The following is a 15908-nucleotide window of genomic DNA, read 5'->3' as shown; positions in this document are numbered from 1 at the left end:
ACTCCTGAGTCCCTACGGGTCTCAGGCGGTCTTCGTGGTCAGCGTGACCTCGATGTTGCCGCGCGTGGCACGGGAGTAGGGGCACATCTGGTGGGCGGCCTCGACCAGCTTCTCGGCCTCGGTCTCCTCCAGGCCGGGGATGGTGACGACGAGCTCGACCGCGATGTCCAGGCCCTCGTCGGACTTGCCGAGGCTCACCTTGGAGTCGACGGTGGAGCCGTCGACCTTGGCCTTGGCCTGGCGGGCGACGTTCTTCAGGGCGCCGTGGAAGCAGGCGGCGTAGCCGATGGCGAAGAGCTGCTCGGGGTTGGTGCCGAGGCCGTCGTCGCCGCCCAGGCCCGCGGGCACGGAGAGGTCGACGCCCAGACGGCCGTCGTCGGTCTTGCCGGTGCCCTTGCGGCCCTCTCCGGTGACACTGGCGTTGGCGGTGTAGAGAACGTTGTAGGCCATGTTCGATCCCTCTCTGTGGTCCGGTCGCACCGGACCCGCGTGTGTCGTTCTGGGGTGGTTCGGGTGCGTCTCAGGTGTCCGGGTCGGGGTCGGACGCGGGCGTGCGGCCCGTGGTCCCGGCCACCGAACGCGTGACGTGGTCGAGCAGGCCCCGGAGCTCCTCGATCCTGGCCACCGGGAGGCCGGTGGCGCGTAGGACCCGGTCGGGGACGCCCTCGGCCCGCTCTCGCAGGCGGCCGCCCTCGTCGGTGACGCTGACGTGCACGATCCGTTCGTCCTCGGGTCCGCGCCTGCGGGTGAGGAGACCGGCGCCCTCCATCCTGCGCAGCAGGGGCGAGAGCGTGCCCGAGTCCAGGCTCAGCGCGGTGCCGAGGTCCTTGACCGGCAGGGTGCCGCGTTCCCACAGCACGAGCATGACCAGGTACTGCGGGTAGGTCAGCCCCAGGTCGGCCAGGATCTCCCGGTAGAGCCCGGTCAGGGCCCGGGAGGCCGTGTAGAGGGAGAAGCACAGCTGCCGGTCCAGGGCGAGGGGGTCGCCCCCGTCGGTTCCCGCCATGTTCGCTCCTCCCCTCGTCGTCCCGATCACCGTAACAGGAAATGGTTGTGCACAACAGTGTTGCCCACAACTGTTTTGGAGACGGCGCCCCGACGCGCCACAGGGCGGGGCCCGGGTCCGCGGACCCGGGCCCCGCACCGACGACCGCGCTCCTACAGGAAGCGCACGCCCTGGGCCAGCGGCAGCTCACCGCCGTAGTTCACCGTGTTGGTGGCCCGGCGCATGTACGCCTTCCAGGAGTCCGAACCCGACTCCCGGCCCCCGCCGGTGTCCTTCTCCCCTCCGAAGGCCCCGCCGATCTCCGCGCCCGAGGTGCCGATGTTGACGTTGACGATGCCGCAGTCGGACCCGGCCGCAGACAGGAAGCGCTCCGCCTCGGCCTGGTCCTGCGTGAAGATGGCCGACGACAGACCCTGCGGAACCCCGTTGTGCAGCTCCACCGCCTCCTCCAGAGAGCGGTAGGTGAGCACGTACAGGATCGGCGCGAAGGTCTCCGTACGCACGACCTCGGTCTGCGCGGGCATGCGCACCACCGCGGGCTCGACGTAGTAGGCGTCCCCGGCGTCCTTCTCCAGGCGCCGCTCACCGCCGACCAGCACGTCGCCGCCGTCGGCCCGCGCCTGCTCCAGCGCCTCGCGCATGGCCGTGTGCCCGCGCTCCCCCACCAGCGGCCCGACCAGGGTCGCGTCGTCGTAGGGGTCACCGATCCGCTCGCGCAGCTGCTGGTAGCCGTCCACGACGCGTTCGACGACCTGGTCGACCACGTCCTCGTGCACGATCAGGCGGCGCAGCGTGGTGCAGCGCTGCCCGGCGGTCCCGGCCGCCGCGAACACGCTGCCGCGCACCACCAGGTCCAGGTCGGCCGAGGGCGCCACGACGGCGGCGTTGTTGCCGCCCAGCTCCAGCAGGTACCGACCCATCCGGGCCGCCACCTTGGGCGCGACCGTCCGGCCCATGGCGGTCGAGCCGGTCGCGGACACCAGCGCCACCCGCTCGTCGTTGACCAGCACGTCCCCGACCTCGGCCCCGCCCAGGACCACCCGGTGGACGTCGGCGGGCGCGCCGACGTCGGCGGCCGCGCGCATGAGCAGACCGTGACAGCCCAGCGCGGTCAGCGGGGTGAGCTCGGAGGGCTTCCACACGACGGTGTCACCGCACACCAGGGCCACACAGGTGTTCCAGGACCACACGGCGACGGGGAAGTTGAAGGCGGTGATGACGCCGACCACGCCCAGCGGGTGCCAGGTCTCCATCAACCGGTGGCCGGGCCGCTCCGAGGGCATGGTCCGTCCGTAGAGCTGGCGCGACAGGCCCACGGCGAAGTCGCAGACGTCGATCATCTCCTGGACCTCGCCCAGGGCCTCGGAACGGATCTTGCCCGCCTCGATGGTGACCAGCTCAGCGAGGTCCGCCTTGTGCTCGCGCAACAGCTCACCGAGCCGGTGGACGAGCTGACCGCGCACCGGGGCGGGGGTGTCCCGCCAGGCGGAGGTGAAGGAGCCGTGGACCTCGGCCACCGCGCGCTCGGCGGAGGCGGGGGTGTCGAACTCGACGGGGAACAGCGTCCCGCCGGTGATCGGAGTGCGGGCCTGACCGGGCGCCCCGAGGGATTCGGGCAGGCGGGTCACGCCGCACCGTTCCAGGGCGGTCCGCGCGCGTCCGGCGAGGACCTCGGTGTCGGGGAGGGCACCAGTGTGCATGTGTGTTCTCTCTCCGTTGAGAGGGGAGGCGGTCATCACACACCTTGCCAACTCCGGGCCCGGCGGTCCACCCCCGGCGCCCGGTCCGCCGGGTGTCGCGCCGGGGACCGGACCCGGCCCTTGGACGGGGACCAGGGCGGGTTCCGATCCCGTACGGAGTGTCATGGGGGACCGTTAGAATCGCGGAGCCGCTCCCCCCGTCCCCGACCCAGACAGCTGGCCCGTGCACCACGACACCACCCCCGAAGAGGCCCGCGCCGACCTTCCGGAGGCGCGCCAGATCCTGGCCCGCTCCGGTTTCGGCGCCGCCGACCCCCTGTTCGCCGCGGACCTGCGCGCGAGCACCGACCTGGGACAGGCCCGGGAGGTGGTCTCCTCCCACGCCTCCCGGTTGTGGACGGAGTCCACCCGCACCGGACCCGACCCGGTCGACGACCGCCCCCTGTACTGGGCGCGGCTGGTCCTGAGTTCCCGCCTGCGCGCCTGGGAGCCCTCCTTCCCCCTGACCGGGGCGGAACGGGGCGCACTGCTCCACCTGTTCGAGACCGCCTCCCGGGGCATCACCGACCTCGACTTCCCGCCGGGCGACCGGTGGGTGCGCGTGGTGGTCACCGGTTTCGACCCCTTCCACCTGGACACGGACCCGGCGTGCTCCAACCCCTCCGGGGCGGCCGCCCTGGACCTGCACGGGTGGACGTTCCCGGTGGGTGAGCGCACCGCCGTGGTGCGCTCCGCCGTGTTCCCGGTGCGCTGGGGCGACTTCGACGCCGGGATCGTGGAGGAGGCGCTGGCCGACCAGTACGGGGTGGCCGACGCGGTGATCACGCTGAGCCGGGGCCGCGACCGGTTCGACCTGGAGGTCTGGAACGGGGTGTGGCGCGGCGGCGGCGAGGACAACCTCGGGGTCTCCCGGACCGGGCGCGCCCCGGTGGCCCCCGAGGCCCCGGAGTGGACCCGCACCTCGCTGCCCGTGGAGCGGATCGTCGCCGACACGACCGGGTCGGACGCGATGGTCGTCAACACCGAGGTCACCGAGGTGCCCGAGGGCGGCGACACTCCGGTGACACGCCCGGGCGGGCCCACCGCGGGGTCGGCGGCCCGAAAAGGAGGCGGTGGCGACTACCTGTCCAACGAGATCGCCTACCGCAACACCCTGCTGAGGGACCGGGCGGACTCGGTCGTGGCGGCCGGCCACGTCCACCTGCCCAGGACCGAACGCCCCGAGGAGCACACCGGCACCCTGGCCCGTACCCGGGCCCTCGTGGCGGTTGTGGCGACGGAGGCCCTGGTGGCCCCGGCTCCCGAGCCCGGTTCGGAGGACCCACGGGACGCCTGAGACGCGACGGGACCCGGTGGTTCCGGGGTGGCCGAAAGGGCCGTGGTGACACGCCCGAGCGCGGGTCGAGTCGGCAAAACGCCCTTTCCGGCCACACAGGGGCATTTGGTCACTCTGTGAGCACGTATCGTCGCTCCATGATCTCCTGGCGTACGTGTGGCTTCGATAAGGTCCCCACGTGGCTGACACCTCACTGCGACGAAAACTCACTGTCAGTGCCGCTCTGGGCCTGCTACTGGTCCCGGGCTGCCACTCCGCGGAACAGAACCTGCCCTACGCCGAGGCGATCCAGTTCTCTCCGGACACTCTGGAGAAGCTGGCCACGCGCACGGTGTCGGTGCGGGTCGACCACAGCACCGTGAGCTACCGCTATCCGATCCTGGGCGAGTCCCATCCACTGACGACGGAGATCCGTACCGGGATGGCCGAACGCCAGACCGCGTTCCTGGAGGAGCTGCCGGACCACGGCAGCCCCGAGCTGGTCCAGGACGTGGAGCTGCTGGCCGCCTCCGAGGACGTGATCGGGGCCAGGACCACCGCCGTGACCTCGGGGGTCCGTGACGGCGGCACCGAGACCTCGACGCTCTGGTACGACTCCGGCACCGGCGAGGTCCTGCCCTGGACCTCGCTCTTCAGGGACGAGGGTTCCCTGGAGGCGGCGCACCTGGCCGTGGCCCAGGTGCTCCAGGACGGCTACCAGATGTCCGTCGACCAACTGCCCGGGCTCCTGGGCGAGATCGCCATGCGAGCGGAGGCCGACCCGGACTCGGTCTCGGCGGCGGCCTCCGAACCGGCCGGGGCACCCGAGGCGGACCCCGGATCCGAGGACCCGGAAACCGGTGGCGCCGAGGAGCCCGGCGGCACGGACGGGGAGGCGCCCACGGCCGGGGCCGCCGACCTGAGCGATCCGGAACAGGCCTGGGAGGCCGCCGAACGCTGGGCCGCCTCCCCGCTGGCCGACCTGGCCTTCAGCACGGCGGGCGGGCTGGCCGTGCGCCTGGACCCGGCGGACGTCCCGAACGCGGGCCGGGTGAGTGAGGTCCTGCTGCCGGTGGAGGCGGAGGAGACCGAGGAGGTCCTCTCCGAGCTGGGCTACCACGCGCGCAGCGCGGCGGTGGCCGCCAACGCCGATCCCGAGGACTTCCCGCTCGACGGCACACTGACCGCCGAGGGCACCAGCCTGAACTGCGAGCGCCTCAAGTGCGTGGCGCTGACCTTCGACGACGGGCCGGGCGAGTACACCGACGAGCTCCTGGACCACCTGGGCGAGTACGACGCCAGGGCCACCTTCTACGTGATGGGCTCCCTCGTGAGCGAGTTCCCGGACGTCGTGGAGCGTACCCACGCCGAGGGCCACGAGATGGGCAACCACACCTGGAAGCACGACGACCTCACCACGCTCTCCGCCGAGGGGGTGGCCGAGGACCTGAAGCGCACGGACGAGGCGATCCAGGAGGTGACCGGGGTGGCACCGCCCACCCTGCGCCCGCCCTACGGTGCGATGAACGGCACCGTGAGCGATGCCACCGAGCATCCCATCATCCTGTGGGACGTGGACACGATGGACTGGCAGAACCGGGACACCGGCGCGGTGGCCAAGCACGCGCTCGACGAGTCCAAGCCGGGCAGCGTGGTCCTGTTCCACGACATCCACAAGTCCACTGTCGACGCCATCCCGGACGTGCTGGAGGGCATGCACGCCGAGGGGTTCCACTTCGTGACCGTGAGCGAGATCTTCGGTGAGGACGGCCTGAAGCCGGGCCAGCCCCACACGGACGCACGGGTCGACTGACCCACCGGTCCCGCACGGGCCCCGGACGCCGCGCTGGCGACCGGGGCCCTCTGACGTGTCGGGGAGCGTCCATCCTCACCCCGGACTCGGAGACGCCCTGAAAGTTGCCCGAAATGCCCGTTTAGTCTAAATTTCGACGCGTGAACGTTACCTCTCTGATACCCAAGGCCGCCGTGGGTGCCGCCGGAGGAATACTGCTCACCTCCGGCCTGCTGATCGGCGCCGCCGCCCCGGTGACGGCCACCCCCGCCGAGGAGGCACCGGACTGCGCCCAGGTGCGGTGTGTGGCCCTGACCTTCGACGACGGCCCAGGCGAGTACACCGACGAGCTCCTGGACACCCTGGCCGAGCACGACGCCAGGGCCACCTTCTACCTGCTCGGCTCACAGGTGGGCGGCCATCGGGAGGAGGTGCGGCGCATGGCCGAGGAGGGGCACGGGATCGGGAACCACACCTGGGCACACGCCGACCTCACCACGCTCTCCGCCGACCGGATCAGGGACGACCTCGCCCGCACCGACCGCGCGGTGGCCGAGGTCACCGGCGAACGGCCCCGGAGCATGCGCCCGCCCTACGGGGCCCTCGACGACACCGCCCGCGAGGCGATCCCCCACCCCATGGTGCTGTGGGACGTGGACACCCTGGACTGGCAGCACCGCGACGGCGACCGGATGCGCGAGATCGCCCTCGACGGGGTCCGGGACGGCAGCGTGATCCTGTTCCACGACATCCACGAGACCACCGTGGAGGCCGTCCCCGAACTCCTGGACGACCTGGCCGGCCAGGGCTACCACTTCGTGACCGTCAGCGAGCTGTTCGGGGACGGCCTCGAACCGGGCACCGCGTACACCGACGCCCGGTCCGAGTAGTCCACTCAGAGCATCCGGCGCAGGATGCGCTCCTTGACCTGGCTGATCGGCGCGTAGGCCACCCGCATGGTGTCCATGAGCAGCGACTTGTCGAGCACCGCCTTGGTGTGCGAGAACGTGTCGACGGAGGCCGCCGAGTGGTAGGCGCCCATCCCGCTCTCCCCCACCCCGCCGAAGGGCAGGTCCGGCACGGCCAGGTGCGCGATCGGCAGGCCGAAGCCCAGGCCGCCCGAGGAGGTCTCGGTGGTCAGGCGTCGCTTGGTGGTCTCGGATTCGGTGAACCCGTACAGCGCCAGCGGCTTGTCGCGTTCGTTGACGAACCGGATCGCCGCGTCGAGGTCGGGCACCCTCAGGACCGGCAGGATCGGGCCGAAGATCTCCTCGGCCATGATCGGCGAGTCCGGACTCACGTCGCCCAGCACGGTGGGGGCGATGTAGAGGTCCTCGCGGTCGGTGTCACCGCCCGCGACGACCTTGCCGCTCTCCAGCAGGGCGCTGAGCCGGTCGAAGTGGCGTTCGTTGACGATGCGACCGTAGTCCGCGCTCCGCGCCGGGTCGGAGCCGAACATCTCGGTGATGGCGGCGGCCAGCTCCTTCTGGAGCCGGTCCGCGGTGTCACCGATGGCCAGCACGTAGTCCGGGGCCACGCAGGTCTGCCCCGCGTTGGTGAACTTCCCCCAGGCCAGGCGGCGTGCCGTGGTGGCCAGGTCCACACCGGGCTCGACCACAGCCGGGCTCTTGCCGCCCAGCTCCAGGGTGACCGGGGTCAGGTGTCTGACCGCCGCCGCCATGACGATCCGGGCCACGGCCGCGTTGCCCGTGTAGAAGATGTGGTCGAAGCGCTGCTCCAGGAGGGCGGTGCTCTCGGCGACGCCGCCCTCGACCACGGCGACGGCCTCGCTGTCCAGGTAGCGCGGGATGAGGTCGGCCAGCGCGGCGGAGGTGGCCGGGGAGAGCTCGGACGGCTTGAGCACGGCCGCGTTGCCCGCGGCGATCGCCCCGACCAGCGGGGCCAGGGCCAGGTTGACGGGGTAGTTCCAGGGGCTGATGATCAGGACCGTGCCCAGGGGTTCACGGACGCGGCGGGCCCTGGCGGGGGCCAGGGCCATCGGAACCGACACCCGCTGGGGCCGCAGCCACGAGGCCAGGTGTCTCAGGGTGTGGTCGATCTCGTTGACCACGAAACCGATCTCGGTGGTGTGCGCCTCCACAGGGGGTTTGCCCAGGTCGGAGCGGAGCGCCTTCTCCAGGGTGGCGCGCTCCTCGGTGAGCAGTCGACGCATCGCGCGCAGCTGGGCGCGACGCCAGGAGAGCGGCTTGGTGCGTCCGCTGTCGAAGGTGGCACGCAGCCGGGCCACGATCTGGGGGATCTCGGTGATGAGCGTGAGCGGTTCGGAGGCGTTGGTGTGAGACATGGCCCCAGAGTAAACGAAAACGTTTCGTTTCCAAGAGCCATCTGGCATACGATTCGGGTATGACGACGGACCATCTGCCGGAGACGTCCGCCGGGACCGCCCCCAGGGGCCGCCCCCGCGACGCCACCCGGGACCGCGCGCTGATGGACGCCACCCTCACCGAGCTCCGACTGCACGGTTACAGCGGACTGACCACCGCCGCCGTGGCACGTCGGGCGGGGGTCTCCACCGCCACCCTGTACCGCCGCTGGCGTTCCAAGGAGGACCTGGTGGTGGGCGCCGCCCAGGCCTGGGCGGAGAACCTGGGCCCCGACCACGACCACGGGAGCCTCCCCGCCGACCTCGGCGTGTTGCTCAGGGACAAGGCCGCCGCGCTGGAGGGCAGCTCCGGCCTCCTGCTGCGCGCCGTCCTGGGCGAGGCCGCCCACAACCGGGCCCTGGCCGACGTGCTCTTCGACGCCTTCGTGATCCCGCTCCAGGGCAGGGTGCTCGCCCTGCTCGACCGGGCGGTGGAGCGAGGGGAGATCCCCGAGGTGGAGGACCCCCTGGTGGTCGCGGAGCTGGTCATCGGCCCGATGGTCAGCCACACCTTCCTGGTCCCGCCGGAGGTGGGCGGCGCGTCCGCCGCCACCCCCGGCTCGGACATCGCCGGGCGCCTGCTCCCCTACCTGCTCAGGGCCCTGGGGGCACGCCCCGAGTGACCGCCCGGTGGCCGGGTCGGCCCACGGCCCTGCGCACGAGGTCGGCGATGGTCCGCTCCGCCCGTTCGTCCAGCCCGGTGACGGCGTAGGCCGTGGGCCACAGGCCTCCCTCGTCATCGAGGTGGGCCTCGGTGGTGAACCCCAGGCTGGAGTAGCGCTCCTTGTCCACCTGCCCGCTGCGGAAGAAGCACACCACCCTGCCCTTCCTCGCGTAGGCGGGCTGCCCGTACCAGAGCCGGGGTGACAGCTCCGGGGCGTGGGCGGTGACGATCGCGTGGACGCGCTCGGCCACCGTACGGTCGGCTGGCTCCATCTCCTCGATCCTCGCCAGCACGTCGAGCTCGGCCGCGGCCGCGCTCGGCCTCCTTCCTCAGCTCGGCGGCGCGCTGCCTCATGGCGGCGCGTTCCTGTTCGGAGAAGCCTCCCGACCCCTCGGTGCCGGTGTCCTCAGCCATGCGCGTCTCCTCTGGTACTGGTGCTTCTCGGTGCCCCTGACGCTAGTCAGGCCCGGTTCCGGGGCGCTTCTCGATTCCTGACCGACAGGCGGCTCGACCGGTCGGTCAGGAATCGAGAAGCGCCGGTCCGGGCACGCGGCCTAGCGTGACCGGGGTCGGGGCCCGGAGGCCACCGACCCACCGAACGAAGGGACCGCGCGATGGCGCTCTCACTGGACACCGTCACCGTCGAGGCAGCACGGGCGGAGGACGCGCACGCCTTCCACACGTCCGTGTTCACCGCCGGGGTACCGTCCGGGGACGCCCCCACCTGTTCCCTCGGCGTGGACCTCAACGGCACCGGCCGGTTCTCCTTCGAGCGGACCGACGCGGTCGGCACGGGGTTCCGGGGCTGTGTTCTGAGCGCGATCGTCGATCGCCCCGCCGAGGTCAGGGCCCTGGTGTCGGCGGCCGCCGCCCACGGCGCCGAGGTGGTCAAGCCACCGAGGAAGGAGCTCTTCGGTGAGTACACCGCCGTCTTCCGGGCACCGGACGGGACGCTCTGGAAACTCGCCGCAGCCACGAGGAAGGACCGGGGCCCCGTCCCCGACCCTCCGGAACCCGTCGAGACCGCCGTCTACCTCGGCGTCGCCAGCCCGAAGGCCTCCAGGGTCTTCTACGAGGCCCTGGGGATGGACACCCGCCACGACTACGGGGACACGTTCGTGGACTTCGCCGCGGCGAGCGGCACGTCCCGTCTGGGCCTGCTGCGACGGGCCGCGCTGGCCAAGGACGTCGGTGTCGACGCGCGCGGAGCGGGCCCGACCGGACTGGTCCTCACCCACGCCGCGGCCTCTCGCGCGGAGCTCGACGCGGTCCTCTCCCGCGCGCACGCGGCGGGCGCTCACGTCACCGCCCCCGAACCGGGGGATGCGCACACCGGCAGCTTCACCGACCCCGACGGACACCGCTGGCGGATCACCGCCACGGCGTGAGGACGCCGGGGCCGGGGGCGCCCCTGGCGGCGCGTCACCCGGCGGACCAGCCGGTTACCGAAGGGTGCGTTCGCGCCGCGGGGACGCGAATCCGAGTGGAGGAATGGCGATTCCCGGACCATAGGAGAATCACTCGGAACGGGAACCGAAAACGCGGAAACACCCCGCCATCAAACCAATGATCGTCCGCTGTCGACGACCATTCCACGGAATGCGCGAAACCGCGTTCACGTTCGGCTCCCAGCGGGAGTACGAGGGTTGTGGCGGGTGTGACCCGGGGAGGATCGGGAGGCGACTCACATCGCGACACCGGCCGAAAGACGGGGGAATCCTTGTTGCGCTCACCGATCCTCGACTACCTGGACGCCATCGTCGACAGCACCGACCACGTGGTTTCCGGCGCCCGGGCCGACTACATCCCGGAACTGGCCACCGCCGATCCGGACCGGGTTGCGGTCGCGCTGTGCACGGTGAACGGAACCGTCTACGCGAGCGGGGACGCCGACCACGAATTCAGTATCCAGTCGATGTCCAAGCCCTTCGCCTACGCGCTGGCGATCGAGGACCACGGCCTGGAGTTCGTCCTCGACCGCGTCGGGGTGGAACCCAGCGGCGAGGCCTTCAACGAACTCTCCCTGGACCCGGAGACCGGCAGACCCCGCAACCCGATGATCAACGCGGGGGCGATCGCCACCCACACCCTCGTCCGCGACGACCGGCGCCCCGCCGTGGACCGTGTCCTGGGTCTCTTCTCCGACCTCGCGCAGCGGCCGGTGGAGATCGACGAGGGGCTGGCCGCCTCCGAACTGGCGACCGGGGACCGCAACCTCGGGCTCGCCTACCTCCTGCACGCCTCCGGGCGCCTGGGCCAGGATCCCGCCGCCGCCGTGGCCGGGTACGTGCGGCAGTGCTCGGCCAACGTCACCGTGCGCGACCTCGCGCTCATGGCCTGCACCCTCGCCAACGGCGGCGTGCAGCCCAACACCGGCCAGCGGCTGTTCAGCAGGCGCACCACCCGGCACCTGCTGAGCGTGATGACCTCCTGCGGCATGTACGACGCGGCCGGGGACTGGCTCACCAGCGTGGGCATCCCCGCCAAAAGCGGCGTGGCGGGGGGCATCCTCGGTGTGCTGCCCGGCCAGGTGGGGGTGGCGGTCTTCTCCCCGCGCCTGGACGCGCACGGCAACAGCGCGCGCGGCGTGGTCATGATGGAGAAGCTGTCAGAGGACCTGGGCCTGCACCTGATGGAGTCGGGACGGCCCGCCCGCTCGTCCCTGCGCGAGACCCGCAAGGAGGTGGTCGACGGCGAACCGGCGACGGTCTACGTGCTCCAGGGCGACATGGTGCTGAGCAGCATCGAGGCCCTGGTGCACGAACTGGTCGGGAACACGCCCTCGACGCACCTGGTGGTGTTCGACATGAGCCGGGTCGACGAGGTGCTGCCGGTGGCCCGCCGCACGTCCGCCGCGATGGCCGCCAAGCTCATCGACACCGGCCACCGGATCATCCTGGTGGACCCGGAGGAGACCGTCCCCGACTTCCAGGACAGCCGAGGTCGCGAGGTGGAGCGCTGGAGCCCCGAGCGCCTCGCCCGGAGCCAGCTCTGACCCGGGGGCGCGCGAGCGGGATCCACAGCCACGCCGCACCACTGGACAGACATTCGAAAACGTGTTCGAATTGACCTCATGCGCTGGGAGAACCTCCGAGAGGGAACCAAGGACACCGGGCAGCAGTCACTGTTCGAGCCCGCCACACAGCCGCCCACGCGCGGCACCGGACGGGCCGGTCTGGGCGCGCCCGCACCCGGGCCGGTCCTGGCGGGCCAGGACGGTGAGGCGGTCGCCATCGAGATCCAGGCCCGCAGCATCATCAACCGCGTGCCCGGCGACGACCCGATGTTCCGGTGGACCATCAACCCCTACCGGGGCTGCTCGCACGCGTGCGTGTACTGCTTCGCCAGGCGCACCCACGAGTACCTCGACCTCGACAGCGGCCGCGACTTCGACACCCGCATCCTGGTCAAGGTCAACGCCGCCGAACGGCTGCGCGCCGAACTGGCCCGGCCCTCCTGGCGCGGCGAGCACATCGCGATGGGCACCAACACCGACCCCTACCAGAGGGCCGAGGGTCGTTACCGGCTGATGCCGGAGATCATCGCGGCGCTCCGCGACACCGCCAACCCCTTCTCGATCCTCACCAAGGGAACCCTGGTCCTGCGCGACCTCCCCCTCCTGGAGCAGGCCGCACGGGTCACCCGGGTCGGGATGGCGGTCTCGGTCGGCTCCGTGGACACCGGTGTCTGGCGCACCGTGGAACCGGGAACCCCGAGCCCCCGCGCCCGCCTGGGCGTGGTCCGCGCGCTGGGCGAGCGCGGACTGGAGTGCTCGGTGCTCATGGCCCCGATCCTGCCGGGGCTGACCGACTCCGCCGAGCAGATCGAGGAGACCGTCGCCGCCATCGCGGAGGCCGGGGCCACCCGCGTCTCCCCGATCGTCCTGCACCTGCGCCCGGGCGCGCGGGAGTGGTACCGGGCGTGGTTGGGCCGGGAGCATCCGCGCCTGCTGCCGCTCTACCGCGAACTCTACGGTCGGGGTTCCTACGCCTCCGACTCCTACCAGCGGATCGTCACCACGGCCGTGCGTGAGATCGCGGCCAGGTACGGCCTGAACAGACCCGGGTCGCCCCGGGACGCGGGCCGCGAGACGCCCGCGGAGGACGAGCAGCTGCGTATCGATCTGCCCGTGGCCCAGGGCTGAACGCGGGGGCGACCGCGGCGCCCCGACAGCACCGCGGTATCAGTGACGGGGCACGGCGGCCAGGGCGGCGGGGGTGACCACGCGCAGGAAGGGGGCGACCGCCAGCAGGGCCGCCACGGCGAAGACCCCGAAGGCCACCCGCACCCCGACCACCTCCGCGAGCACACCCACCAGCGCCGCGCCCAACGGCATCGCACCCCAGCCGAACAGGCGGAACACGGAGCTGAACCGGCCCAGCATCGCACCGGGAACCATCCGCTGGGTGATGGTGCGGGTGTTGACGGTCCACAGGGTCCCTCCCATGCCGCCGAGGAACGCCGCCGCGCCCACCACCCACACGTTCGAGCTCAGCACGGGGGCGGCCATCATCGCGGCGGTGCCCAGCAGGTCCGCGAACATCGCCCAGCGCCGCCCCAGCAGCCGGTTCACCCAGCCCACGGTGAGCGCGCCGACGATGCCGCCGGCACCGAGGGCGCTCATCAGAGCACCGTACTCGGCGGCGCTCAGGTCCAGCAGGTCCGTCGCCACCAGAGGCATGAGGGCCAACCAGGCGCCCCAGCAGGCGCACAGCACGGTGAGCAGCAGGGCCATGCCGCGCAGCATGGGCTGCCGCCACAGGTAAGCCAGCCCCTCACCGATGCGCCCGTGCACCGAGCCGACCGGCCGCTCTCCCCCCGGGTTCGGGGCGAAGCGTCCCACCAGGAACAGCAGCACCAGCATGCCGACCACGTACGCGGCTCCGGTGACCCCCAGGGCCAGCCCGGCGCCCACCGCCACCAGCACTCCGCCGACGAAGGGGCCGGTGAACTCCCCGCACGCGGTCTCGGCTCCGGCCATCCACGCGTTGGCCCGCTCGCGCCCGGGGGGCGTCACGGCCGAGGGGACCAGGGCGACCGACGCGGTGGTCGCCACGACCTCGGCCACCCCCATCAGCGCCGCGGCGGCGTAGAGCAGGGGAAGCGAGAGAGCGCCCGTGAGCAGGGCGGCGACCGCTCCGACCATCGTGGCCACCCGCACGAGGTTGGCCGCCAGCAGCAGCGCGCGCCGGTCGAAGCGGTCCACCAGCACGCCCACGTGCAGCGAGGTGAGCAGCCAGGGCAGCGTGAGCACGGTCGCGACCGCCGCGATCAGCCCGGGCGAGGTGGTCAGGGTGGTGGCGACCATGGGCAGGGCCACCTTGAGCACACCGTCAGCGAGGTTGGTGAGCGCGGTGAAGACGACCAGCACGCCGGTGTTGCGCGCGTCGGTCCGGGGGCGCACAGTGAGGAGCCGCGTCATAACTAACCACCTTAAGCCGTTTGGTGGATAGTAGCCTGGAATGAACGTCCGCGACAGAGAGGTTGGAGGAGAAGGAGGCAACCAACCGCTAACCTTGGCGCACCAGTTACCCACGGGAGGGGCCATGGAACGACCACCCGCCGCTGAGCGCGTCGAGCTGTTCACCAACACCTTCGACCTGGAGAGCGGCCGTGACGAGCTGTCCACCCCCGAGGAGCTGACGCACTGGCTCCGCGATCAGGGGCTGGTCGGCGGCGGAACCCGCGCCGACGAGGCCGACCACCGGGCGTTCCTGGACCTGCGCGCCGGGCTGCGCGCGGCGCTGGACGGGCCCGACGGGGATCCGCACGCGCTCGCCCGGGCCGACACACTCCTCGCCGAACTGCCGCTCCTGGCCAGCCTCTCCCCCGGCCGACGGGAACTCGTTCCGGACCCGAACCTCGGACCGTTGCGCACGGCGTGCGCCGCGCTGGCCCTGGACTGGGTGCGACTGGTGACGACCGGGGACGTGGCACGGCTCAAGAGGTGCGCCGAGCACACCTGCCTGTGGGTGTTCTGGGACGGGTCCCGGAACCAGAGCCGCCGCTGGTGCTCGATGCGGGTGTGCGGGAACCGGACCAAGTCGCGGCGCCACTCCGAGAAGGAGCGCCGAGCGCGCGAAGAGGCCTGACGGAGCGCTCCTCCGGTCGGCGCCTCTGCCTGGTGGTGGGTGTTCGGCCGTGAACCGGACCGACACCTTTACGTTGTAGATTTACATCGCCCACCGCGAGGCGTCACGCCCCCGAGTTCGCCCCCCCGGCTCGGCGCACCATCTCCTCGATCCACACCGGTGCGTACGGGGTCAGGCAGCCCGGCGGGGTCGGATAGTCCCTGAGCACCTCCAGACGCTCCCCGATCCCCACGGCCCGCTCCCGGTACTCCGCGTGGTCGATGCCGATCCGCGCCAGGCAGTTGTTCATCTCCCACTGCAGGCGGTCCGGTGCGGAGGCCATCTCCCCCTCAATGGTCTCCAGCAACCCCGACAGATCCAGGCCCTCGGGTCGCTTCCCCACCCGTTCGGTGGTCAGGGCCCATCCCGCGCTCGCGACCACCGGATCCGGGTCGTCGAACCAGGCCAGGCGCAGCCCCTCGGCGTGCGGGCCCTTCTTGACCACGTAGTTCACGAGCCAGTCGTGCACCTTGGGGGTGCGCGCCTCGCGGAGCATCGTGTCCAGCTGGTCGCGGCCGAACAGCTTCGGTCGGCTGATGAGGATCGCCAGCAGCCGCGCCGCGCCGTCCCCGGTCCGCCAGAGCTCCACCGCGAGGTCCTGCTGCTTCCCGAGCCGTTTGGCCACGGCGCGCAGCTTGCCCAGGTTCACCCCGTGGTCGTCACCGTGCCTCTCGTTGACCGCACGGACCCGGGCGTCCTCCAGCCCGGCCAGCTCGGTCATCACGTCGGTCACCGTCGTCTCGGCCACTTCGGCCTCCCCTCCCCCACTCGACGCGTCCAATCTACGCCGCAGGTCAGACCACTCCTGGCGCCTCCCCGAGCAAGGACCGGGGATCGAACGCGCGCGAGCGAGCGCGTTCCACGGACCCGGTCCGGGCGCGGGGACGGGCCCCGAACCGGGCCCGGAAACGTGGATG

15 protein-coding genes are annotated in these 15908 nt (G+C 71.8%); 8 read left to right on the top strand and 7 right to left on the bottom strand.

Annotated features, from left to right (window positions below):
* Positions 1-21: 21 nt before the first annotated feature.
* The 3 genes from AC0VYM_RS15525 to amaB all read right to left on the bottom strand — a co-directional run bounded on the left by AC0VYM_RS15525 (position 22) and on the right by amaB (position 2706).
* Positions 22-450 (bottom strand): organic hydroperoxide resistance protein, encoded by a 429-nt coding sequence (locus AC0VYM_RS15525; RefSeq protein WP_475452695.1) that lies wholly within the window; start codon positions 448-450, stop codon positions 22-24.
* Positions 451-520: 70 nt separating this feature from the next.
* Positions 521-1006, bottom strand: coding sequence for a MarR family winged helix-turn-helix transcriptional regulator (locus AC0VYM_RS15520; protein WP_475452693.1), 486 nt, complete (start codon positions 1004-1006; stop codon positions 521-523).
* 152 nt (positions 1007-1158) lie between these two features.
* Complete coding sequence (gene amaB / locus AC0VYM_RS15515) at positions 1159-2706, bottom strand: L-piperidine-6-carboxylate dehydrogenase (RefSeq protein WP_475452691.1); 1548 nt, start codon at positions 2704-2706, stop codon at positions 1159-1161.
* 223 nt (positions 2707-2929) lie between these two features.
* Between amaB and AC0VYM_RS15510 the strand changes: the two genes are divergently transcribed.
* The 3 genes from AC0VYM_RS15510 (at position 2930) to AC0VYM_RS15500 (ending at position 6703) form a co-directional block, all read left to right on the top strand.
* Positions 2930-4042, top strand: a complete 1113-nt coding sequence (locus tag AC0VYM_RS15510) for a pyroglutamyl peptidase (protein WP_475452689.1) — start codon at positions 2930-2932, stop codon at positions 4040-4042.
* Between the two features lie 178 nt (positions 4043-4220).
* Entirely contained in the window at positions 4221-5834 is a 1614-nt protein-coding gene (locus tag AC0VYM_RS15505; RefSeq protein ID WP_475452687.1) for a polysaccharide deacetylase family protein, read from the top strand.
* A 140-nt stretch (positions 5835-5974) separates the two neighbouring features.
* Entirely contained in the window at positions 5975-6703 is a 729-nt protein-coding gene (locus AC0VYM_RS15500; RefSeq protein ID WP_475452685.1) for a polysaccharide deacetylase family protein, read from the top strand.
* Positions 6704-6708: 5 nt separating this feature from the next.
* On the opposite strand, the gene AC0VYM_RS15495 is transcribed toward AC0VYM_RS15500, so the two are convergent.
* The gene (locus AC0VYM_RS15495) at positions 6709-8118 is read right to left on the bottom strand and encodes an aldehyde dehydrogenase family protein (RefSeq protein WP_475452683.1); all 1410 of its coding nucleotides are present in this window, start codon (positions 8116-8118) and stop codon (positions 6709-6711) included.
* A 59-nt stretch (positions 8119-8177) separates the two neighbouring features.
* Between AC0VYM_RS15495 and AC0VYM_RS15490 the strand changes: the two genes are divergently transcribed.
* The gene (locus AC0VYM_RS15490) at positions 8178-8819 is read left to right on the top strand and encodes a TetR/AcrR family transcriptional regulator (protein ID WP_475452681.1); all 642 of its coding nucleotides are present in this window, start codon (positions 8178-8180) and stop codon (positions 8817-8819) included.
* On the opposite strand, the gene AC0VYM_RS15485 is transcribed toward AC0VYM_RS15490, so the two are convergent.
* Positions 8791-9132: a DUF1801 domain-containing protein gene (locus tag AC0VYM_RS15485; protein WP_475452679.1), complete on the bottom strand. Its 342-nt coding sequence runs from the start codon at positions 9130-9132 to the stop codon at positions 8791-8793. The genes AC0VYM_RS15490 and AC0VYM_RS15485 overlap by 29 nt on opposite strands.
* A 342-nt stretch (positions 9133-9474) precedes the next feature.
* Here AC0VYM_RS15485 and AC0VYM_RS15480 point away from each other — a divergent pair, with 342 nt between their 5' ends.
* The 3 genes from AC0VYM_RS15480 (at position 9475) to AC0VYM_RS15470 (ending at position 13004) form a co-directional block, all read left to right on the top strand.
* Positions 9475-10248 (top strand): VOC family protein, encoded by a 774-nt coding sequence (locus AC0VYM_RS15480; protein ID WP_475452677.1) that lies wholly within the window; start codon positions 9475-9477, stop codon positions 10246-10248.
* A 335-nt stretch (positions 10249-10583) separates the two neighbouring features.
* Positions 10584-11855: a glutaminase A gene (gene glsA / locus AC0VYM_RS15475; RefSeq protein WP_475452675.1), complete on the top strand. Its 1272-nt coding sequence runs from the start codon at positions 10584-10586 to the stop codon at positions 11853-11855.
* A gap of 78 nt (positions 11856-11933) precedes the next feature.
* Positions 11934-13004, top strand: coding sequence for an Rv2578c family radical SAM protein (locus tag AC0VYM_RS15470; RefSeq protein WP_475452673.1), 1071 nt, complete (start codon positions 11934-11936; stop codon positions 13002-13004).
* Between the two features lie 39 nt (positions 13005-13043).
* Here the strand turns inward: AC0VYM_RS15470 and AC0VYM_RS15465 are convergent, their stop codons facing one another.
* Positions 13044-14282, bottom strand: a complete 1239-nt coding sequence (locus tag AC0VYM_RS15465; protein ID WP_475452671.1) for an MFS transporter — start codon at positions 14280-14282, stop codon at positions 13044-13046.
* Positions 14283-14406: 124 nt separating this feature from the next.
* On the opposite strand from AC0VYM_RS15465, the gene AC0VYM_RS15460 reads away from it, so the two are divergent.
* Positions 14407-14952 carry a CGNR zinc finger domain-containing protein gene (locus AC0VYM_RS15460; RefSeq protein ID WP_475452669.1) on the top strand — a complete coding sequence of 182 codons (546 nt, stop codon included), beginning with the start codon at positions 14407-14409 and terminating at the stop codon, positions 14950-14952.
* Positions 14953-15055: 103 nt separating this feature from the next.
* Here the strand turns inward: AC0VYM_RS15460 and AC0VYM_RS15455 are convergent, their stop codons facing one another.
* On the bottom strand, positions 15056-15712 hold the full coding sequence (locus AC0VYM_RS15455; RefSeq protein WP_475463054.1) for a DNA alkylation repair protein: 657 nt from the start codon (positions 15710-15712) through the stop codon (positions 15056-15058).
* Positions 15713-15908 lie beyond the last annotated feature (196 nt).

It is taken from the genome of Nocardiopsis sp. iso_237, assembly GCF_056173345.1.
Note: the sequence above shows the minus strand (reverse complement) of the source record. Positions and strands in the feature narration are given on the sequence as shown.